Here is a 20,873-nt window from a genome sequence, read left to right as displayed (position 1 = left end):
AGGTCACTGGCCGGAGGCGTCGGACTTGTCGACGCCGTCCCAGACGTTGGAGTACCAAGGGCGGTCCGCCGCCCCCAGGTCGGTGCGCGACTGCTTCGCCGCGTGCGGGTCGATGACGATGAATCCCGTCTCCCCCGGCATGACGTAGTGCAACCGCTTCCGGATCTGCTGCTCGGCGTATGCGTCATCCTGCCAGCGCGCCTTCATGTCGCGCAGCCGTTCGACACGCTCGCGGGCCTGCCGCTGTTCGCGCTGGAGGTCGTCGATCTCCGCGCGCTGCGAGACGTACTCGCGCATCGGGTAGGCCAGGGCCACGATCAGCGAGCACATCACCAGGGCGAGCAGCGCGGCCCGGCCGGTCAGCCGCGAGCGGCGGGCCTGGCGTTTGGTCTGGGAGCGGTAGACCCGGGCCGCGGTCTGCTCGCCGAGCAACCGGATCCTGGTCGCGGTGGAGAACCGGTCCCGGTCCTTCACGGCCATGTCAGTCCGCCTCCCGCTCCACCGTCATACGCGCGTACGTCCCCGGACACGGTACGGGACCGGGTACGGGGACGTACGTACGACGCTGCCTCTTACGGGTCGGGCCTTTCGGCGATCAGCCCTTGAAGCGCGGGAAGGCGCTGCGGCCGGCGTACACCGCGGCGTCGTCGAGGATCTCCTCGATGCGCAGCAGCTGGTTGTACTTGGCGACGCGCTCGGAGCGGGCCGGGGCGCCGGTCTTGATCTGGCCGCAGTTGGTGGCGACGGCCAGGTCGGCGATGGTGACGTCCTCGGTCTCGCCGGAGCGGTGGGACATCATGCACTTGAAGCCGTTGCGCTGGGCCAGCTCGACGGCGTCCAGGGTCTCGGTGAGCGAACCGATCTGGTTCACCTTCACCAGCAGGGCGTTGGCGGCGCCCTCCTCGATGCCGCGGGCGAGGCGCTCGGGGTTGGTGACGAACAGGTCGTCACCGACGAGCTGGACCTTGTCACCGAGCTTGGCGGTGATGGTCTTCCAGCCCTCCCAGTCGTCCTCGAACAGCGGGTCCTCGATGGAGACGAGCGGGTACGCGTCGACGAGCTCCGCGTAGTACTCGGTCATCTCGGCCGCCGAGCGCTCCTTGCCCTCGAAGGTGTAGACGCCGTCCTTGTAGAACTCGGAGGCGGCGACGTCGAGCGCCAGGGCGATCTGCTCGCCGGGGGTGTAACCGGCTTCCTTGATCGCTTCCAGGATGAGGTCGAGGGCCTCGCGGTTGGAGCCGAGGTTCGGGGCGAAGCCGCCCTCGTCGCCGAGGCCGGTGGCCAGGCCCTTGCTCTTCAGGACCTTCTTCAGCGTGTGGTAGACCTCGGCGCCCCAGCGCAGGGCCTCGGAGAAGGACTCCGCGCCGATCGGGGCGATCATGAACTCCTGGATGTCCACGTTGGAGTCGGCGTGCGAGCCGCCGTTCAGGATGTTCATCATCGGCACCGGCAGCAGGTGCGCGTTGGGGCCGCCCAGGTAGCGGAACAGCGGCAGGTCGCTGGCCTCGGAGGCGGCGTGGGCGACGGCGAGCGAGACGCCGAGGATGGCGTTGGCGCCGAGGGAGCCCTTGTTGTCGGTGGCGTCCAGGTCGAACATGGCCTGGTCGATCAGGCGCTGCTCGGTGGCGTCGTAGCCGACCAGCTCCGGGCCGATCTGCTCGATGACCGCGAGGACGGCTTTCTCCACACCCTTGCCGAGGTAGCGGTTCGAGTCGCCGTCGCGGAGCTCGATGGCCTCGAAGGCGCCCGTGGAGGCGCCGGACGGGACGGCGGCACGACCCGTGCTGCCGTCGTCGAGGCCGACCTCGACCTCGACCGTGGGGTTGCCTCGGGAGTCCAGGATTTCCCGGGCTACGACGACGTCGATGGACGGCACGAGCATCTCCTTCTTGGTGTGACGCGGTGATGCGGGTCGCGTGGACCCGGCGGGGTGCGGGCCGCGGTGGCTCGCGACATGAGCCTAACCGGCTCCGGGCGATCGGCCACCGGGTCGCCCACCCCATGGACAGAACCGAGAGTAAATTGTTTCCGAACGGAACAAAGCCGGTTCGCGAAGTACGGCAGAAAAAACCCCGCTCCGGTGCGTACGGGGGATGACGCGCCGGAGCGGGGAGCTGGTGGGCCCTGGGCGGGCCCGGGTGGGCCGCTGCTTACTTCAGGTGCAGCTGCTGGCCGGGGTAGATGAGGTTGGCATCGGTGATGATGTCCTTGTTCAGCTGGTACAGCTTCTCCCAGCCGCCCTTGACCTTCTCCTCGGCCGCGATCGAGCTCAGGGTGTCGCCCTTGACGACCTTGTACTCGCCGTCACCCTTCTTGACCTTCTTGCCGGTCGGGGTGGTCACGGTCTTCTTGGCCGCCGGGCGCTCGTCGGAGCGGGAGGCCGGCTGCTCCTGGGTCTCGCGGGTCTCGGTGCCCTGCTGGCTCTGCGAGGAGCTGCCGGAGTCGTCGGCGGAACCGCCACCGGTGTAGCCGGCGCTCGACAGGCCCTTGCCGCAGACCGGCCAGGCGCCCTTGCCCTGGCCCGCGAGGACCTTCTCGGCGATCTCGATCTGCTGGGCCTTGGTGGCCTGGTCGGCGGTGGAGGCGTACTTGGTGCCGCCGTAGCCGGCCCAGGTGGAGGCGGAGAACTGCAGGCCGCCGTAGTAGCCGTTGCCGGTGTTGATGGACCAGTTGCCGCCGGACTCGCACTGGGCGACCGCGTCCCACTCGGAGGCGGTGGCGGCGGAGGCGTTGCCGGCCGCCATCAGCGGGGCGGCGACGGCGGCACCGGTGACGCCGGCGAGCGCGACGACGCGAGTGGCCTTGGACGGACGACGGTGCTTGCCCTTGCTGGAAAACAGCATGGAGAGATCCCCTCACCGACGCCTGCGAGGTGAGCTGTCGGGTTCGGGCCGGTTGAGTTGCCCGGCCGCGCCCCTCCCGGGACACGGCTTCACCCCAAGCCCTTCCGGCACAACCGGCCGGTCGGGCACCTACCTTGGGTCCCCCGCTCCTGCCTACGGCGCTTGACGCGACGACTGTTCCCGTACGGCCGCTGGCAGGATTCGGCGTTGCGGCAGCCGGGGCTCGCGGTGACGAGCGGTCACGACCGTAGGCACGCCGCCCACCGAATTTCAAAGACGATCAAGGCTTCTGAGATCTATCTCTCACCGGCCTTATACGGGACATTCAGTATGAAAACGTGACGTGAACTCACCCGGTTTAGGGGGGACTTCGACCGTCGTTTCCGCACTGCCCGAACAGCTACTTCTCGTCCGCTTCGCCCTCGACCGCGAGCGCCTGACCGGGATGGATGAGGTCGGGGTCGTCGCCGACCGCCTTCTCGTTGCTGTCGTAGAGCGCGTGCCATCCGCCGCTGACACGAAGGGCGTCGGCGATGGACCAGAGGCTGTCGCCGACGCCGACGATGTAGGCACCCTCGGACGCGTCGGCGGAACTCTCGTCGGCGGGCGCGGAGTGACGCCCCGTGGACTTCTCCGCACCGCCGCTCTCGGGCGCACGGGTTTCGTCGGCACTGGGACCGCGATGGCGGCCGGAGCCGGTCTCGGACGACGCCGAGGAGTCGTCGCCCTGCCGCGCGTTGCCGGACTTGCCGCCCTCGGGAGTGGCCGACGGAGAGCCGCCCGGCTGCTCGTCCCGCGACGAGCCGTCGGATTCGCCTGATCTATCGGTTTTGGCGGTTTCGTCCTTCGAAGACGACGACGCGTCAGGCGACGGAGACGAGGAGGGGCTTTCAGAAGGGGACGAACCCAGCGAATCGAGCAATCCGGGCGAGTCCACCTCACCGGATGATGCGGACGAGTCGGGTGATTCCGACCCCTTGTCCTGCTGGAGCCCCGAGAGCAGTCCACAGGTGCGCCATGCGCCGACCCCCTGGTCGGCGAGGATTCTCTCGGCCACGGCTATCTGCTGGGAGCGGCTGGCCAGGTCGGCGCTCGCGGCGTAGTCGAGGCCGCCGTGCTTCTCCCAGTCGTCCTGGGACAACTGGAGGCCGCCGTAGTAGCCGTTGCCGCTGTTCTGGCTCCAGGCGCCACCGCTCTCGCAGTCCGCGACCCGGTCCCAGGTCGTGCCGTCGGCCGCACTGGCACCGGAGGCCCCGAGGAGCGGGATCGCGATGGCGGAGCCGGTCACCCCGGCCGCCACGAGGAGAGCCGGAGCCTGGCGGGGGCGGCGGTGCCGACCGTTCCCGGAGAGCATACGGAGACCTTTCGCGAGACAGCAGTGACCGAGGCGGTGCGATTCCCCGCCGCGTTGATGGGTGAACGTATCGGCAGTCGATCACTTGTCACAAGTTCATGCCGCGTAGATCACGTGAAGATCACAAGTCTGATGTTTCGTCACGTCCGGTGGGTGCGAACTCCACCGGCAGGGTGCGCAGCCCCCGCATGATGAGGCCGCCACGCCATCTCAGCTCGGCCGGATCCGCCGCGAGCCGCAGGTCCGGGAGGCGGGTCAGGAGCGTGGCGAGCGCGGTCTGGCCCTCCAGCCGGGCGAGCGGGGCTCCGAGGCAGTAGTGGATGCCGTGGCCGTACCCGAGGTGCTGGTTGTCGCGGCGGGAGAGGTCCAGCACGTCCGGATCGGCGAACCGCTCCGGGTCACGGTCCGCGGCGGCCAGGACCACGAGGACGGGGTCGCCCGCCTCGATGCGCTGCCCACCGAGGGAGAGGGGCTGCGTGGCGAAGCGCCAGGTGGCGAGCTCCACGGGGCCGTCATAGCGGAGGAGTTCCTCGACGCCGGTCTCCAGCAGGCCGGTCTCCCCCGCGACGAGGGACGCCTGGAGCCGGGCACGCTGCCCGGGGTGGGTGAGCAGCGCGTAGGTGCCGTTGCCGATCAGGTTCACGGTCGTCTCGAAACCGGCGAACAGCAGGATGAAGGCCATGGCCGCCGCCTCGTTCTCCGTGAGGTGCTCGCCGTGGTCGGAGGCGCGGATGAGACCGGAGATGAGGTCCTCTCCGGGGGCGGGCTCGGCGGGCAGCGCCTCGCGCTTGCGGTGGATGAGGTCGGCGAGGTAACCGCGCATCTTCTTCACCGACCGCGCCACGCCGCCCCGCGGCCCGCCCTGGTGGCGGATCATCATGCCCGCCCAGTCGCGGAAGTCGTCCTGGTCCTCGCGCGGGACGCCGAGCAGCTCGCAGATGGCGTAGATGGGCAGCGGGAAGGCGAACTCGTGGATCAGGTCGGCTGATCCCTTCCGCGCGAACCCGTCGATGAGGGTGTCGGTGAGCTCCTGCACCCGTGGCGCGAACTCGGCGACCCGGCGCGGGGTGAACGCCTTGGACACCAGCCGGCGCAGCCGGGTGTGGTCCGGCGGGTCGATGTTGAGCAGATGCGTCATCAGCTCGGCCTTGCGCTCTCCCGGGATGCCGGTCTTGCCCTTGGCGTGCGCCGGTTCGACGTGATGTGCGGGGTTCTTGGAGAGCCGGCTGTCGGCGAGGGTCTGCTTGGCGTCGGCGTACCGCGTGACCAGCCAGGCCTCCACACCGCTGGGGAGCCGCGTCCTGTGGACGGGGCTGTGCTCACGGAGCCAGGCGTAGGCGGGGTAGGGGTCGCTCGCGAACTCCCAGGTGAAGAGGTCGGGAGCGGTCTCGGGTGTGCTGGGCGGGGGCTGGTCGGTCACGCCTCGACCGTATCCGGCCGGCGGGAGCCCCCGTCCTGGTCCCCGGGCTTGCTCAGCCCTCGGCCTCCCTGATCGCGTCCCGGTACGCGCGGGCCGCCGCTCGCAGGGCCGCCTCCGGGTCGACGCCCTCCGACTCGGCGCGGACCGCCAGGGCCAGGAGGTCGTAGCCGATGCCCTCGACGGGTGGGAGCGGCACGTCCAGGTTCGCCGTGCGGGTGCGGGAGGCCAGCTTGGCGGCGAGGGCCAGGCCCGGCTGGCCGAGGGGTATGCCCTCGGTGACCGAGGTGCGCTGCTTCTCGACCGCCTTGGTGCGCAGCCAGTGCTCCTTGACCTCCTCGGGGGTCGTGGCCGTCGCGTCACCGAAGACGTGCGGGTGGCGGTGGATCAGCTTGGCGACGATGCCCCCCGCCACGTCGTCGATGGAGAAGGGCTCCTCGCCGTCCTCCGGGCGGCCCTCCTCGGCGATGCGGGCGTGGAAGACGACCTGGAGCAGGACGTCGCCGAGCTCCTCGCGCAGTTCGTCGCGGTCGCCCTCCTCGATCGCCTCGACGAGTTCGTACGCCTCCTCGATGCCGTACTTGGCCAGACCCTCGTGCGTCTGCCGGGAGGACCAGGGGCATTCGGCGCGGATGCGGTCCATGACCTGGACGAGGTCGAGGAGCCGGGCGCCGGGGAGGTCGTAGGAGGCGGGCAGCAGCTCCAGCTCGGGCATGGCGACACGGCCGGTGCCGGCGAGGCGGGCCAGGCCGTCCGTCAGGACCGGTTCGCCCTCGCCCGTCGCCACCACGACCACCGTGTGTCCGCCGGCGCAGGAGTCGACCAGTTCCCGGGCGGTCGGGGACGCCTCCGCGACGGTGATCCCCGCTTCGCGCAGATACGGCAGCTGCGGGTGGGCGCCGTCCGCGCACAGCACCCGGTCCGCCGCGTGCAGTGCCTGCCAGGCGGGCCAGGAGAGCAGACCGGGGGCGACGCGGTGGCTGGTGGTGAGCAGGACGATGCGGCCGGGGGCGGCGGCCGCGTCGGGAGCCGTCCGCTCGGGGCCCGGGGTGGCTTCGGGGCTGTTGGCGTTCACGGTTCGAAGCTATCCCACGCCGCCGCCAGCGCCCGAAGTCATCCACAGGGGCCAGGGCCCGGAGGGGCGCCGGGCCCGGAGGGTTCTACATGCCCTGCTGGGTCTGGGCCGCCGTGACGTCCCGCACCCACGGCGTCTTGGCGTCCGCGCGGCTGCTCTTCTGGACGTCCCAGGTGCCGTAACGGGGGTTCAGGTCGATGTTCAGGTCCTTGGAGGCGTCGGAGAGAGCCTTCCAGAACTCGGGGCGGCCGGTGTCCGTGCCGAGCTTCTCGGCCAGCTTCTGGGCCTCCAGCTGGAGGCGGAGGTTCTCGTCGAGGCGCTGCGGAGGGATGCCGTACTGCTGGAGCCAGGTCCTCTCCAGCGCCTTGGCGCCGCCGGCCTGCTGTTCCAGGCCGGACCGCATCGCCTGGATCTCCTTGCGGGAGACGGTCACGCCGGCGTCCTCGGCGGCGCGGTGCAGCACCCGGTCCAGGACCATGGTCTGCAGGGTGTCGCGCGTGAGGGTGCCCGTTCTGGCGATGACCTGCTGGTACTGGGTCTCGTCCGGCACGGCCGCCCGCTGGGCCGCGCGCACCTCCCCGACCCGCTCGTCGAGCTGGGAGACGGTGATGCGCTCGCCGCCCACCACGGCTGCCGCGCCGGGATGCGCCTCGTCTCCGCAGGCGGTGAGCAGGGGCGCCGCGGCGGCGATCGCGGCGGTGAGGACGAGCGCGGTGCGACGGCGGCGGTGCAAGGAGACCTCCCGTTGGAGATTGTGCGGCGGTGCACAAGGTCTTGCGGTGATCGATGGTAGGCAGTGGGCAAGCTCTGGCCAACCCATTCGACCAACGATTCACCGGGACTTCCGGCACCGCCGCGCCGCCCCCGGACCGGTCCTCAGCCCCGGACCTGCCCCAGCCACTGGAGCGTCCTGCGGATCTCCGCCCCGAGCGGATGGCCGTGACCGTGGGTGCGTTCGACGTCGTGCAGCAGCCGGGCCAGGGTGTCGTGGGCTGCGCCCCGGTCACCGAGGGCGAGCAGGAGGTGTCCGATACGGCGGCGGACGTCGTGCGCGAGCTCCGGGCCGCCGGCCGCGACGTACTGGTTCTCGTAGTACGGCAGCACGGCCCGGTACTCGGCGAGCGCCGCGGCCGGTTCGCCCAGCTGTTCGAGGCACTGGGCGGCCTCGTAGCGGTAGCGCAGGGCCTGCGGGTCGGCCTGGCCCGCCTCGGCGGCGCGTTCGTCGGCGAGGCGGCGCAGCTCGGGCAGGGCGCGCCGGTACTGGCCGTCGTCCAGGAGCGTGGCCGCGTACTGCTTGCGCAGGGTGCGGACGACAGGGGAGTGCGCGCCGTGCTGTTCGGCCGCGACGGGCAGGATCGCCCCGAGGATGTCGACGGCCTGGGTGACGCGGCCTTCGCCGAGGAGCCGTTTGACCTCGTCGACGGCGCGGACGATGTCCGTATGCCCCGGCGTCTCGGTGACGGGTGTCGCCGGAGTGGGCTGGGGAGCGGGGGTACGCGCACGGTCCGGCCAGGGGGCGTGCGGGCGCAGGAACGGGCGGGTGGGATCCAGGGCCGCTCCGGTGGGCGTCCCGCGCGCGGGCAGGAGCGGTTCCAGGTGCTCGTAGACCTCCTGCGCGGAGGCGGGCCGGTGCTGCGGGTCCTTGGCGAGGAGGCGCAGGACGAGGGCCTCCAGGGCCTCGGGGACTTCGGGCCGGATCCGGCGTACGGGCAGCGGGGGCTCGTACAGGTGCCGGTGCAGGACGCCGAGGGCCGTGGAGCCGGAGAAGGGCACGTCGCCGCTGAGCAGTTCGTACAGGACCACGCCGAGCGCGTACAGGTCGGTGTAGGGGCCGACCGCGCCGCCCATGGCCTGTTCCGGGGCCATGTACGCGGGCGAGCCGATGGGGGTGCCGGTGTGGGTGAGGCGGGTGGTGTCCGCGTCCATGACGGAGGCGACGCCGAGATCGAGGACGGCGACCGTGCCGTCCTGCTTCATCATCACGTTGCGCGGCTTGAGGTCGCGGTGGACGATCGGCACGGCGTGCACGGCGCTCAGCACGGCGCACAACTGCGCGGCGACCGCGACCGCCCACTGCCAGGGGTACGGGGTGTGCTCGGCGAGGTGGCCGGCGAGGTCGGCCCCGTCGATGTACTGCATGACGAGGAAGAGCTCCTCGCCCTCACTGCCCGCGTCGTGCACGGTGACGAGGCCGGGGTGGTCGACCTGCGCGGTCACCCGGCACTCGCGCACGAAACGGCGGCGCAGTTCCTCCACGTCCTGGCCTGCCACCTTGTCGGGGCGCAGCAGCTTCACCGCCACGCGCCGGTCGAGCCTCTGGTCGTACGCCGTCCAGACCTGGCCCATGCCGCCCTGCCCGAGGACGGCGGACAGTTCGTAGCGGCCGGCGACGACTCGTCCTGCCGCCGCGGTCACCTTCCGTCCTCGTGGTTGCCGTCCCGGTGGCCTTCGCTCTCGTGCCGGCGCAGGTAGTCGCTGAGCTCGTCGAGTTCGGCGCGGACCTGGTCGATACGGGCCGGGGCCGGGCGCTGGGGGGAGGGGGGCGGCTGGATCGGGCCGGGAGTCCGGGGCGTGGCGTCCTGGGGGGCGGGCGTGTGAGGTGCGGGCGTGTGAGGTGCGGGAGGCTGCGGGACGGGCGTGGACGCCGGGGAGTACGGCGGCGCGGGGTGCGGGTAGCCGTACGGGGTGTGCGTGACGGTCTGCGCGTGGGGCGACGCGTAGCCGGCGAGCCTGCGCTGCTCGCCGTGGTGGCCGATGTCCACGACGAGGAAGTAGATGGCGGCGCCCGCTCCGAGGAGCAGGATCATGGCCAGCGCGATGTCGGTCCGGTAGTCGTCCTCCGGCAGCGCGCCGATCACGGCGAAGCAGGCGATGGCCAGCGGCAGGCTCACCCAGGCCAGCGTCCAGTCCAGGGCCCGGCCGCGCAGGACGGCCACCCGGAACAGCGGTACGCAGGCCAGCACGCCGCACGTGAGGAAACCGGCTGCTGCGAACAGTACGCGCAGGGAGATGACCGTTGCCGCGCTGCGGGGAGGCGGCGCCGCGCCGTGGCCGTACATGACTGCTCCTGGACCGGTGGCCGATGAGGACGGACGTGCGAGTGACAGACCCTGGTGGGGAATCCGAGCGTATAGCCCGACACGGACCACCGGTCACGGGTTGTACCGAACCGTTGTCATGCTGATCACTTCGCGTGAACAGCTCGTCGTGGGGCTGTCGTAGGGCTGTCGTGGGGCGGACGTGGGGCGGACGTGGGGCCGTACCGCCCGGCGCGCTCTACAGGGGGTGCCGCATCCACACGTTGGGCTCGACGTACACCGCGTACCCGCGCTCCGTCTCGCAGCGCACCGGCACCAGGGCGCCCGGCACCTCGATGTCGCCGTCGGTGTCGAAGGGCAGGCCCGTCCAGCGGCGCCAGTCGGCGAGCGGGGCGGACACCGTCATGGACGCCGGTGCCACCGAGTCGATGGTGGCTCCGGCGCGGGCGTGGACGCGCAGCCACGGGTCCTGGGGCAGGCCGTCGGGGCGGACGCGGTGGGCGTAGTCCTCCATCGGCGTACGGGGCTCCAGGTGTTTGGCGTTGGGGCGGACCGGGGCGACGACCTCACGGAACCCACGAGCCCGGGCGTTGTCGCGCATGGCCGAGAGCATCAGCGCGGACAGGCCGCGCCCCTGTGCCTGCGGGGCGATGGAGACCGAAACGGCGCTGACCGTGTCGGGCCGGACCCCTCTCCGCAGATCGGAGAAGGCCCACACCAGCGTCGCGTCCCAGCCGTTGGCCGGCAGCCGGCCGCCGCGGCTCTCGGTGCCGAGGGCGAACGGCACGCTGTAGGCGTTCGCCACGACCTCGCCCTGCTTGTCCTCGGCGAACAGGACGTACTCCGGGAGTTCGGTGGCGATCCGCGGGAAGTGGGCGGCGCCGACGAGGTCCTGGATCACGAACTCCGGCCAGCTGTCCGCCATCTCGACGACCCGCTCCAGCATGTCGGGGCGGTCGGCGAGACTCGATATCTTCGGCTGCATCTTCGGCTGCATCTGATCAGGGTAGGTACGGGGGCGACCGCCCGGAACCGGCTGACCGGGCGGGCACGCTGTCCGCGGCCCGGTGAGCTCCGGCTCGCTGAGCGGCAACCACCCTGCGGCGGCGGGCAGGTTCCTACCCGCCGCACTGCTTCAGCATCATGTCCTTGTCGGCCGCCGTCACGGGAAGCCCGTACTTCAGAGACACCTGGGCGAAGCGCACGGAGTAGGAGCAGCGGATCCGCTTGTTCGGGGGCAGCCAGGAGGCCGGTCCCGAGTCCCCCTTCGAGCCGTTGGTCGGTCCGTCCACCGGGACGAGGTTCAGCGGGTCGTTGGCGATGGACTCCCGCTTGTCCTCCGTCCAGCGCGAGGCGCCCATCTGCCAGTCGTACGACAGCGGCATGACGTGGTCTATCTGGACCTTGATGGCGTGGGACTTGGTCCACTCGATGACCTCCCCGGTGTACGGGTCGTGCAGCGTCAGCGAGGTGACGACGCAGTCCGATCCCGACCGGAAGCGCAGTTTCTCCCCGTCCCGCTTCAGGAGGTCGTTCCGCGTGTCGCAGCCGTTGCGGGAGAAGGGGACGTCGCGCGGGGCCGAATCCATCCAGGCGTAGCCGAACTTGTCCCGTTCGTAGCCCGTCCTGGGACCGCGGCCCTTTGTCGCCACCTTCTCGATGAGGGCACGCGCCCGCTTCTTGTCGGCGCCGGAAGTGATCGCCGCCAGCCCCGGTTTGGTGCCGTCCGGGTTGTCCAGCGGGTTCGCGGCCCGCCCGTCGCCGGCGGCCGGGGCGCCGGAAGCGGAGGCTCCGCCGCCGTCCACGGGCGGGGCCAGGCCCTCGCAGCCGGCCAGCGCCGAACCGGTGAACACCATCGCGACAGCCAGTGCCGCCCCGCCCCTCAGACGCGTCACCGTGCGCCCCTCCTCTGTCTGCCTGTTCCGCTCCGGCACGGGTGGCCCGTGCCGGGTCCCACGGTAGCGAGGAAGAGGTTCAGACCACATCGGGCCTCAATGCGCATACTTCGCATCTCACGCGTATCGTCGGTTCTGAGTCACCTCCGGAGGGAGCTTTGCATGGGCATCTTCGACAAGTTCAAGAGCCAGGCGCGGAACAAGGGCAAGCAAGGCTCTGACACCGCGGAACAGCGGATCAACGAGAGGACCGGCGGCAAGTACGAGGACCAGGTCGACTCCGGCCAGCAGCGCGTCGAGGGCTCGCTGGGCATGGACCGCGACCGCGACCGGCCCGAACAGCAGTAAGGCCTCCGACAGTCAGGTCCCAGGCAGGCCCCCGTCAGGCCGCCGGTTCCGGGGCCGGGGCCGTCCGCGGAGACCCGGACGTGTCTCCTGCGGGCGGCTTCCCATGTCCGGAATTCGCCAATCGGACCTCGCCGGCCGGGCCGTGACGTCCGGCGCGGGCGTCCGGCGCGGGCGACCGGTGCGGCGTCCGGCGCGTGTGACCGGCGCGTGTGACCGGCGCGGCATCCGTTCGGGCGTCGGCACCGCCGTCCCTCGGGCGTCACCTCCGGCCCGGGGCCCCGGGGACCAGCACCCGGACTCAGGACCCCAGCACCGACGTCAGGAACTCCCCCACCCACGCCAGCAGTTCCCTGCCGACCAGCGGCTTTCCGCCCACCTTCGCCGTCTTCGGGCGCGGCACCAGCACCTGGTGCACCGCCGGTTTGAGGACGACTCCGGGGTACAGCCGCTTGACCCGCAGCTCCTGCGACTCGCGCAACTCCACCGGCGCGAACCGGATGTTGTTGCCCTGCAACACGATCTCGCCGACGCCGCACGCGCGCGCGAACATGCGCAGGCCGGCGACGAGCAGCAGGTTCTCCACCGGCTCGGGCAGCTTGCCGTAGCGGTCGACGAGTTCCTCGCGGACCGCCTTGATGTCCTCCTCGGAGTTGGCGGAGGCGATGGCGCGGTAGGCCTGGAGACGGAGGCGCTCGCCGGGCGCGTAGTCGTGCGGGACGTGCGCGTCGACGGGCAGCTCGATCTTGACCTCGAGCGGCTGCTCCTCCTCGATCTCGCCGGTCTCCAGCTGGCGCCGGTAGTCCGCGACGGCCTCGCCGACCATCCGCACGTACAGGTCGAAGCCGACACCCGCGATGTGGCCGGACTGCTCGCCGCCGAGGAGGTTGCCCGCGCCGCGGATCTCCAGGTCCTTCATGGCCACGTACATGCCGGCGCCCATCTCGGTGTGCTGGGCGATGGTCGCGAGCCGTTCGTGCGCGGTCTCGGTCAGCGGCTTCTCCGGCGGGTACAGGAAGTAGGCGTAGCCGCGCTCGCGGCCCCGGCCCACCCGGCCGCGCAGCTGGTGCAGCTGGGACAGGCCGAAGTTGTCGCCGCGCTCCACGATCAGGGTGTTGGCGTTGGAGATGTCGATGCCGGACTCCACGATCGTCGTGGAGACCAGCACGTCGAACTTCTTCTCCCAGAAGTCGACGACGACCTGTTCCAGGGTGGACTCCGACATCTGCCCGTGGGCGGTGGCGATGCGCGCCTCGGGGACGATCTCGCGCAGCCGGGCCGCCGCGCGGTCGATCGACTCGACGCGGTTGTGGATGTAGAAGACCTGGCCCTCGCGCAGCAGCTCACGGCGGATCGCGGCGCCGATCTGCTTCTCCTCGTAGGGGCCGACGAAGGTGAGCACCGGGTGGCGCTCCTCCGGCGGTGTGGTGATCGTCGACATCTCGCGGATGCCGGTGACCGCCATCTCCAGGGTCCTGGGGATCGGGGTCGCGGACATCGTCAGCACGTCGACGTTCGCCCGGAGCTTCTTCAGCTGCTCCTTGTGCTCGACGCCGAAGCGCTGCTCCTCGTCGACGATGACCAGGCCCAGGTCCTTGAACTTCGTCTCGGACGAGAACAGCCGGTGGGTGCCGATGACGATGTCGACCGAGCCCTCGCGCAGCCCCTCCAGGACGGCCTTGGCCTCGGTGTCGGTCTGGAAGCGCGAGAGGGCCTTCACGTTCACCGGGAACTGGGCGTACCGCTCGCTGAACGTCCCGAAGTGCTGCTGCACCAGCAGGGTCGTGGGCACCAGGACGGCCACCTGCTTGCCGTCCTGGACGGCCTTGAAGGCGGCCCGGACCGCGATCTCGGTCTTGCCGTAGCCGACGTCGCCGCAGATCAGGCGGTCCATCGGGACCGTCTTCTCCATGTCTTCCTTGACCTCGGCGATGGTGGTGAGCTGGTCGGGCGTCTCCGCGTAGGGGAAGGCGTCCTCCAGTTCTCGCTGCCAGGGGGTGTCCGCCCCGAAGGCGTGGCCGGGGGCGGCCATGCGCGCGCTGTACAGCTTGATGAGGTCGGCCGCGATCTCCTTGACGGCCTTCTTGGCGCGGGCCTTCGTCTTCGTCCAGTCGGCACCGCCGAGACGGTGCAGGGTGGGGGCCTCGCCGCCGACGTACTTGGTGATCTGCTCCAACTGGTCGGTGGGGATGTAGAGGCGGTCGCCGGGCTGGCCGCGCTTGGCCGGGGCGTACTCGACGACCAGGTACTCGCGGGTGGCGCCCTGCACGGTGCGCTGCACCATCTCGATGTAGCGGCCCACGCCGTGCTGCTCGTGGACGATGTAGTCACCCGGCTCCAGGGTGAGCGGATCGATGGTCTTGCGGCGGCGGGCCGGCATGCGGGCGCCCTCGCGGCCGGACGCTTTCTGGCCCGACAGGTCCGTCTCGGTGAGGACGGCGAGTCTGAGGGTGTCGTCGACGAAGCCGTGCTCGATCGAGCCGCACGCCACGTGCACGACGGAGGGGGAGACCTCGGCGAGGTCCCCGTCCAGGCGGGCGGCGATGCCCTCGCTCCCCAGCACCTCGACCGTGCGGGCCGCCGGGCCGTGGCCCTCGGTGACGAACACCGCGCGCCAGCCGTCGGCGAGCCAGCCCTTGGTGTCGGCGAGGGCCTTGGCTGTGTCGCCGCGGTAGGTCTCCGGGGCGTGCATGCCGAGCTTGAGGGTGTCCCCGTCCAGTTCCTCGTCGGCGGCGAACGGGGACACCGACCACCACATCATGTCCAGCTCGCGGGCCCGGTCCCGGACGTCCGCGATGGACCACAGGGAGGCCGCGCCGACGTCGATGGGCGCCTCGCCGCCACCGGCGGTGGCCGCCCAGGAGGCCTGAAGGAACTCCTGTGAGGTGGCCACGAGGTCCGACGCGCGCGTGCGGACCCGCTCCGGGTCGCACACCACGGCCATGGCGCCCTTGGGCAGCACGTCGAGCAGCAGCTCCATGTCGTCGACGAGGACCGGCGCGAGGGACTCCATGCCCTCCACGGCGATGCCTTCGGCGATCTTGCCGAGCAGTTCGCCCAGTTCGGGGTGCTGTTCGGCGAGGGCGGCCGCGCGCGTGCGAACGTCGTCGGTGAGCAGCAGTTCGCGGCAGGGCGGCGCCCACAGGCCGTGTTCGGCGACTTCGAGGGAGCGCTGGTCGGCGACCTTGAAGTAGCGGATCTCCTCGACGTCGTCGCCCCAGAACTCGACGCGCAGGGGGTGCTCCTCGGTGGGCGGGAACACGTCGAGGATGCCGCCGCGCACGGCGAACTCGCCGCGCTTCTCGACGAGCTCCACGCGCGCGTACGCCGCTGCCGCGAGCGCTTCGACGATCTCGCCCAGGTCGGCGCTCCGGCCCGGCCTCAGGGAGACCGGCTCCAGGTCGCCCAGGCCCTTGACCTGCGGCTGGAGCACGGACCGGACGGGCGCCACGACGACCGAGACGGGGCCGGTCTCGGGGTCGTCGGGGCGGGGGTGGGCCAGGCGGCGCAGCACGGCCAGGCGACGGCCGACGGTGTCGCTGCGGGGGCTGAGCCGCTCGTGCGGGAGCGTCTCCCAGGACGGGTACTCCACGACTCCCTCGGCGGGGAGGAGGGAACGCAGGGCCGCGGCCAGGTCCTCCGCCTCGCGGCCCGTCGCCGTGACCGCCAGCACCGGGCGGCCTGTCTCACGGGCCAGTGCGGCGACGGCGAAGGGCCGGGCCGCAGGGGGGCCGACCATGTCGACGTGCATGCGGTTGCCGTCTGCGGCCGCCCTGATCGCTTCCGCGAGGGCGGCGTCCTTCACTACGGCGTCGAGCAGACCGTGCAGGCTCATTCGGGGCTTTCCGTCCAGGGGGGTGGGCAACAGTCGACGGGCGGGGGTGGGCTGGTCGAGGGCAGAGGGTGGGCAAGACGACGGGCCTGACGCGCGCCGCGGGCCGGGGGGTCTCCAGCGTACGACGATGCGCGCCCGCGCGGCGGGCCTGTGGATAACGCCCGTTCTCCCCGGGGTGAACACCCGTCCTGTCCGGCGGGGCTCGGGGAGGGCGCACCGGCCGGAAAGAAGCCCGGCCCCGCAGCCCACGCCCCCACGGCCCACAGCCCCACGGCACGCTGCCGCCCGCGTGGGGATTCGGCCGCCCAACCTTCACAGCATCATCCCCACCCGTTGATGTCGCCCGGGCATGATCGGTCGGACGCCCTTCCGGCCGTTCACCGCACCCCTAAGGCACGGCATGCCTGCCCCTCCCGTCCAGGTCTCACAGCCCCGCATAACGGCGCCGGTCGCCCTTCCCCGGAGCGACCGGCACCCAGGCCGCGCGCGAGGTGAGCCCTGGGTCCTCGCGGCGGCCCTCTTCGCCGCCTACACCGTCGTCTCCGTCGGCCGCTACCGGCACATGGCCACCCTCTCCTGGGACCTGGGCATCTTCGAGCAGGTCGTGCGCTCCTACGCGTGGCTGCGGGCGCCGGTGGCCGACCTCAAAGGGCCGGGATTCGACATCCTCGGTGACCACTTCAGCCCTGTGACCGCCCTGCTCGCGCCCCTGTACCGGCTCTTCCCCTCGCCGGTCACGCTGCTGGTCGCGCAGGCCGCGCTCTTCGCGCTGTCCGCCGTGCCGGTGACGCGGGCCGCCACCCGGATCCTGGGCCGGCGGCAGGGGCTCGCCCTCGGTCTCGCGTACGGGCTGTCGTGGGGCGTCCAGCGCGCCGTCGACTTCGACTTCCACGAGATCTGCTTCGCCGTCCCGCTGATCGCCTTCTCCCTGGAGGCCCTCCTCGCAGGGCGCCTGCGCGCGGCCCTGGGGTGGGCGCTCCCCCTGGTGCTGGTGAAGGAGGACCTGGGGCTGACGCTGACCGCGATCGCGCTCGTCGTCGCCTGGCGGGCGCGCGGTCTCTCACCGCGAACGGTCCGGTACGCGCTCGGCGTGGCGATGTTCGGCGTGGCGGCGACCGTGCTCGTCCTGACGGTGGTCGTCCCGGCGTTCAACACCGACGGCGGCTACGACTACTGGAGCAAGGTCAGCGGTGCGGGCAGTCCCTTCGACGGCGCGGGCAGCAAGCTGCGCACGCTCGCCTGGCTGCTGATCCCGACCTCGGGCCTGCTCGCCCTGCGCTCCCCACTGCTGCTGGTCGCGCTGCCGACGCTCGGCTGGCGGTTCCTCTCCGGCGACGAGCACTACTGGGGCACCGACTGGCACTACAGCGCGGTGCTGATGCCGGTCGTCCTCCTCGCCCTCGCCGACGCGCTCCCGGCCGTTCGCCGCTGCACGCGCGCGTGGCTGCGTTCCTACGCCGCTCACCTGCCGGCCGCCGTCGCCGCGGCGGCACTGGCGCTGACCACGTCCCTGCCGCTGGCGCAGCTCACCGAGGCCGAGGTCTATCGCAGGCCGGCCGCGGTGTCCGACGTGGAACGGCTGCTGGCGCGGATTCCCGACGACGCCACGGTCGAGGCCAACATCGGCCCGATCAGCCGCCTCACCACGCGCTGCCGGGTCTTCTGGCTCGGCGACACCCGGGGCGTCCTCCCCGAGTACATCGCCCTGGAGAACATCGACGGCAGGTACCGCGACCCCGTGGGCTACGCCCGGACCCTGCACCCCCTCGCCGCGTACGCGGTCGCGGGCGAGGCGGCCGGGTACGTGGTTCTGGAGCGCCGTACGGCGACGGCCGGGGTCTGACGCGTCGGGGGCGCCGCATCCACCGCGGAGCGGGCCCGGCGCCTGAGCGACCCGCCGATGCGGCCCGCGGCGCACGCGCCCCGCCCGGCAAGCCGTCGGGCCCGCCCCGGAGGCGGAGACCTCCGGGGCGGGCCCATCCCCCGCAACCCCCGTGTGCGGTGGTCTCGGGCGGCGCCGGCTACTCGGTGGCGATCGCGTTGAGGACGTTCATCCGGCCTGCCCGGAACGCCGGGATCAGGGCGGCGAACAGGCCCACGAACGCCGAGCCGATGAAGACGCCGATGATCGTCGGCCAGGGGATGTCCAGGACCACCAGGCCCTCCAGGGCGAGCAGCTGCTGTGCCGTGGCGCCCCAGCCCATGCCCAGTCCGAGGCCCAGCAGGGCACCGAAGAGGGCGATGACGACCGACTCCATGCGGATCATGCGGCGCAGCTGGCGGCGCGAGAGGCCGATGGCCCGCATCAGGCCGATCTCCCGGGTGCGTTCCACCACCGACAGGGCCAGGGTGTTCACGACGCCCAGGATGGCGACGATGATCGCCAGGGCCAGCAGGCCGTAGATCATGTTGAGCAGCTGGCCGATCTGGTCCTTCAGGGCGTCCTTGTAGTCGGTCTGGTCGCGCACGATGTACTGCGGGTAGTCGTGCAGCGCCGACTTCAGGGACTTGTAGGCGGCGTCCTGCTGCCCCTCCTTGGCGCTGGCGAAGACCAGCGAGTCCAGCGGCATCTTGTCGGCCGGGACGTACTTGGCCATCGTCGCGATGGAGGTGTACATCGCCCCCGCGTCGATCACGACGTCGCTGCTGGTGATCGCCCGGACCGTCAGGTCGGCCGCGGAGCCGTCCTTGAAGGCGACCTTGATCTTGGACCCGAGGGTGATGCCGTGGTCCTTGGCGAACTTCTCGTGGACCGACATCGAGTCGGGCTTGTAGGCGTCGGGGAGCTTGCCGGCGACGGTCTCGGTGCGCAGGTCGGTCGCGTACGACGGGTCGGCGGCCGTGATCGCCGTGTCCTTGAGCGTCTTGCCGTCCGGGGTGGTGAAGTCGGCCTTGGTCCACTTGTACTCGGTGACCCGCTCGACGTCCGGCGCCGACTTGGCGGCCTTGACGGCCTGCGGGGTGATCAGCTGGCCGCTGTCGGACTGGATGATGAAGTCCGTGCCGACGGTCTTGTCGAGCTGGTCGGAGGCGGACGCCACCATGGAGGAGCCGACCACGGACAGGCACGCCACCAGGGCGAGGCCGATCATCAGCGCGGCGCCGGTCGCGCCGGTGCGGCGCGGGTTGCGCAGGGCGTTGCGTTCGGCCATGCGGCCGACGGGGCCGAACATGCGGAGCAGTACGGCGCCCAGGACACGGACCACGGCGCCGGCAAGCAGCGGGCCGATGACGACGAAGCCGATCAGTGACAGCACGATGCCGAGGCCGAGCCACAGGGAGCCGTCCTTGGCCTTGTCGGCCTCCGACGCGAGGTAGAGGGCGAAGCCGCCGGTGCCGGTGAGGACCGTGCCGATCGCGGCGCGGATCCAGCCGGCCTTGGCGTCCGCGGGGGCTCCGGCGTCGCGCAGGGCGGCCATCGGGGAGATCTTGCCGGCGCGCCGGGCGGGCAGGTAGGCGGCCAGCACGGTGACGATCACGCCGAGGACGAGGCCGACCACCGGGGTCGTCCAGGCCACCGTGAGGTCGTCGGTGGACAGTTCCATGCCCATCTGGCCCATGAGCTTCATCAGGCCGACGGCGAGGCCGACGCCCGCGCCGACGCCGAGCACAGAGCCGACGACACCGAGCAGCAGGGCCTCGGCCAGCACGGAGCGGTTGACCTGCTTGCGGGAGGAGCCGATGGCCCGCATCAGGCCGATCTCCCGGGTGCGCTGGGCGACCAGCATGGAGAAGGTGTTGATGATCAGGAAGATGCCGACGAGGAAGGCGATCCCGGCGAAGCCGAGCATCGCGTACTTCATGACGTTCATGAAGCTCGCGACGTCCTTCTGGTTGGCGTCGGCGGTCTCCTTGGCCGTCTTCACCTGGAAGTCGCCGCCGAGTTCGGCCGTGACGTTCTTCTTCAGCTGTGCGTCGCTGACGCCGGCGGAGGCGGTGACGTTGACGTTGGTGTAGACGTCGCTCTCGCCGACCAGGGTCTGCTGGGCGGTCCTGGTGTCGAGGTAGAAGATCGCGGCGCCGGGGTTGGTGACGGTGAAGTCGGCGATGCCGGAGATCTTCGCGGTGTGGGTGCCGATGGCGCTGATCACGCCGAGCTCGTCGCCGAGCTTCAGGTCGTGCTTGTCGGCGGTGTCGGCGTCGACCATGATCTGCTCGGGACCCTTGGGCGCCGCGCCGGAGGTGATCTTCATGGTGCGGGCGTCGTTGCCGTTCCAGCTGCCCACGACGGTCGGGGCGCCGCTGGAGGGCGACAGGTTGTCCTTGTCGCCGTCGACGACCGTCACCGAGGTGGAGAACACCGTGCCCTCGGCGGACTTCACGCCCTGTGCCTTGCGGACCTCGCCCAGCACGGAGGCCGGCATGACCGGGGGCTTGCCGTTGTCCGCGGTCGTCTCACCGCTGTCGGAGGCGCCCTTGGCGCTCACCGTCACGTCGGAGGAGGTGGCCGCGAAGAGCTTGTCGAACGTGGTCGACATGGTGTCGGTGAAGACGAGTGTGCCGCAGACGAAGGCGACCGACAGCAGGACGGCGATCGCGGAGAGCGCCATCCGCCCCTTGTGCGCGAGGAAGTTGCGCATCGAGGTCTTCATGACGGTCATGACGTGCGCCCCCGGGCGTCGAAGTCCTTCATGCGGTCGAGGACGGCTTCCGCGGTCGGCTTGAACATCTCGTCGACGATGCGGCCGTCGGCGAGGTACAGCACCCGGTCCGCGTAGCTGGCGGCCACCGGGTCGTGGGTGACCATCACGATGGTCTGGCCCAGTTCGTCGACGGACCGGCGCAGGAAGCCCAGGACCTCGGCGCCGGCGCGGGAGTCGAGGTTTCCGGTCGGCTCGTCGCCGAAGATGATCTCGGGCCGGGCGGCGAGGGCCCGCGCCACGGCGACGCGCTGCTGCTGGCCGCCGGAGAGCTGGGTGGGCCGGTGCTTGAGACGGTCGGCGAGCCCGACGGTCTCCACGACCCGGGTCAGCCACTCCTTGTCGGGCTTGCGGCCCGCGATGTCCATGGGCAGGGTGATGTTCTCGATCGCGTTCAGTGTCGGCAGCAGGTTGAACGCCTGGAAGATGAA

Annotated in this window: 16 protein-coding genes and 1 riboswitch; of the genes, 2 read left to right on the top strand and 14 right to left on the bottom strand. The window is 71.3% G+C overall.

From position 1 onward, the window contains the following. Positions 1-3: 3 nt before the first annotated feature. The 11 genes from GTY56_RS09305 to GTY56_RS09255 form a co-directional block, all read right to left on the bottom strand. Entirely contained in the window at positions 4-480 is a 477-nt protein-coding gene (locus GTY56_RS09305) for an FtsB family cell division protein (protein WP_161364345.1), read from the bottom strand. A 115-nt stretch (positions 481-595) separates the two neighbouring features. Beyond that, the gene (gene eno, locus GTY56_RS09300; protein WP_106974449.1) at positions 596-1,876 is read right to left on the bottom strand and encodes a phosphopyruvate hydratase; all 1,281 of its coding nucleotides are present in this window, start codon (positions 1,874-1,876) and stop codon (positions 596-598) included. Positions 1,877-2,150: 274 nt separating this feature from the next. Beyond that, the gene (locus GTY56_RS09295) at positions 2,151-2,843 is read right to left on the bottom strand and encodes a transglycosylase family protein (RefSeq protein WP_161364342.1); all 693 of its coding nucleotides are present in this window, start codon (positions 2,841-2,843) and stop codon (positions 2,151-2,153) included. 4 nt (positions 2,844-2,847) lie between these two features. After that, positions 2,848-3,014, bottom strand: a riboswitch (cyclic di-AMP (ydaO/yuaA leader). A 229-nt stretch (positions 3,015-3,243) separates the two neighbouring features. Further along, a complete protein-coding gene (locus GTY56_RS09290) occupies positions 3,244-4,197 on the bottom strand; it encodes a LysM peptidoglycan-binding domain-containing protein (protein ID WP_161364340.1) in 954 nt (317 codons plus the stop codon). A 121-nt stretch (positions 4,198-4,318) separates the two neighbouring features. Then, on the bottom strand, positions 4,319-5,617 hold the full coding sequence (locus GTY56_RS09285; protein ID WP_161364338.1) for a cytochrome P450: 1,299 nt from the start codon (positions 5,615-5,617) through the stop codon (positions 4,319-4,321). 52 nt (positions 5,618-5,669) lie between these two features. After that, positions 5,670-6,689, bottom strand: a complete 1,020-nt coding sequence (locus GTY56_RS09280) for a nucleoside triphosphate pyrophosphohydrolase (protein ID WP_161364336.1) — start codon at positions 6,687-6,689, stop codon at positions 5,670-5,672. Positions 6,690-6,774: 85 nt separating this feature from the next. Beyond that, positions 6,775-7,422 (bottom strand): SurA N-terminal domain-containing protein, encoded by a 648-nt coding sequence (locus GTY56_RS09275; protein ID WP_161364333.1) that lies wholly within the window; start codon positions 7,420-7,422, stop codon positions 6,775-6,777. A 143-nt stretch (positions 7,423-7,565) separates the two neighbouring features. Further along, positions 7,566-9,062, bottom strand: a complete 1,497-nt coding sequence (locus tag GTY56_RS09270; protein ID WP_202509944.1) for a serine/threonine-protein kinase — start codon at positions 9,060-9,062, stop codon at positions 7,566-7,568. Between the two features lie 38 nt (positions 9,063-9,100). Further along, positions 9,101-9,748, bottom strand: a complete 648-nt coding sequence (locus GTY56_RS09265) for a hypothetical protein (RefSeq protein ID WP_161364330.1) — start codon at positions 9,746-9,748, stop codon at positions 9,101-9,103. Between the two features lie 217 nt (positions 9,749-9,965). Beyond that, the gene (locus GTY56_RS09260; RefSeq protein WP_161364425.1) at positions 9,966-10,712 is read right to left on the bottom strand and encodes a GNAT family N-acetyltransferase; all 747 of its coding nucleotides are present in this window, start codon (positions 10,710-10,712) and stop codon (positions 9,966-9,968) included. A gap of 133 nt (positions 10,713-10,845) precedes the next feature. Next, positions 10,846-11,622 carry an HNH endonuclease family protein gene (locus tag GTY56_RS09255; RefSeq protein WP_346345447.1) on the bottom strand — a complete coding sequence of 259 codons (777 nt, stop codon included), beginning with the start codon at positions 11,620-11,622 and terminating at the stop codon, positions 10,846-10,848. 162 nt (positions 11,623-11,784) lie between these two features. Between GTY56_RS09255 and GTY56_RS09250 the strand changes: the two genes are divergently transcribed. Continuing rightward, positions 11,785-11,970, top strand: coding sequence for an antitoxin (locus GTY56_RS09250; protein ID WP_033312056.1), 186 nt, complete (start codon positions 11,785-11,787; stop codon positions 11,968-11,970). Between the two features lie 298 nt (positions 11,971-12,268). Here GTY56_RS09250 and mfd read toward each other — a convergent pair whose 3' ends face one another. Then, positions 12,269-15,802 carry a transcription-repair coupling factor gene (gene mfd, locus GTY56_RS09245; RefSeq protein WP_161364328.1) on the bottom strand — a complete coding sequence of 1,178 codons (3,534 nt, stop codon included), beginning with the start codon at positions 15,800-15,802 and terminating at the stop codon, positions 12,269-12,271. Positions 15,803-16,202: 400 nt separating this feature from the next. On the opposite strand from mfd, the gene GTY56_RS09240 reads away from it, so the two are divergent. Beyond that, positions 16,203-17,645: a DUF2079 domain-containing protein gene (locus GTY56_RS09240; protein WP_161364326.1), complete on the top strand. Its 1,443-nt coding sequence runs from the start codon at positions 16,203-16,205 to the stop codon at positions 17,643-17,645. A 178-nt stretch (positions 17,646-17,823) separates the two neighbouring features. On the opposite strand, the gene GTY56_RS09235 is transcribed toward GTY56_RS09240, so the two are convergent. After that, a complete protein-coding gene (locus GTY56_RS09235) occupies positions 17,824-20,403 on the bottom strand; it encodes an ABC transporter permease (protein ID WP_161364324.1) in 2,580 nt (859 codons plus the stop codon). Next, the coding region (locus tag GTY56_RS09230; protein WP_161364322.1) for an ABC transporter ATP-binding protein at positions 20,400-20,873 on the bottom strand (474 nt) is incomplete at its 5' end. The genes GTY56_RS09230 and GTY56_RS09235, both read right to left, overlap by 4 nt.

It is taken from the genome of Streptomyces sp. SID5643, from assembly GCF_009872555.1.
GTDB classification, from domain to species: Bacteria; Actinomycetota; Actinomycetes; order Streptomycetales; family Streptomycetaceae; genus Streptomyces; species Streptomyces iakyrus.
Note: the sequence above shows the minus strand (reverse complement) of the source record. Positions and strands in the feature narration are given on the sequence as shown.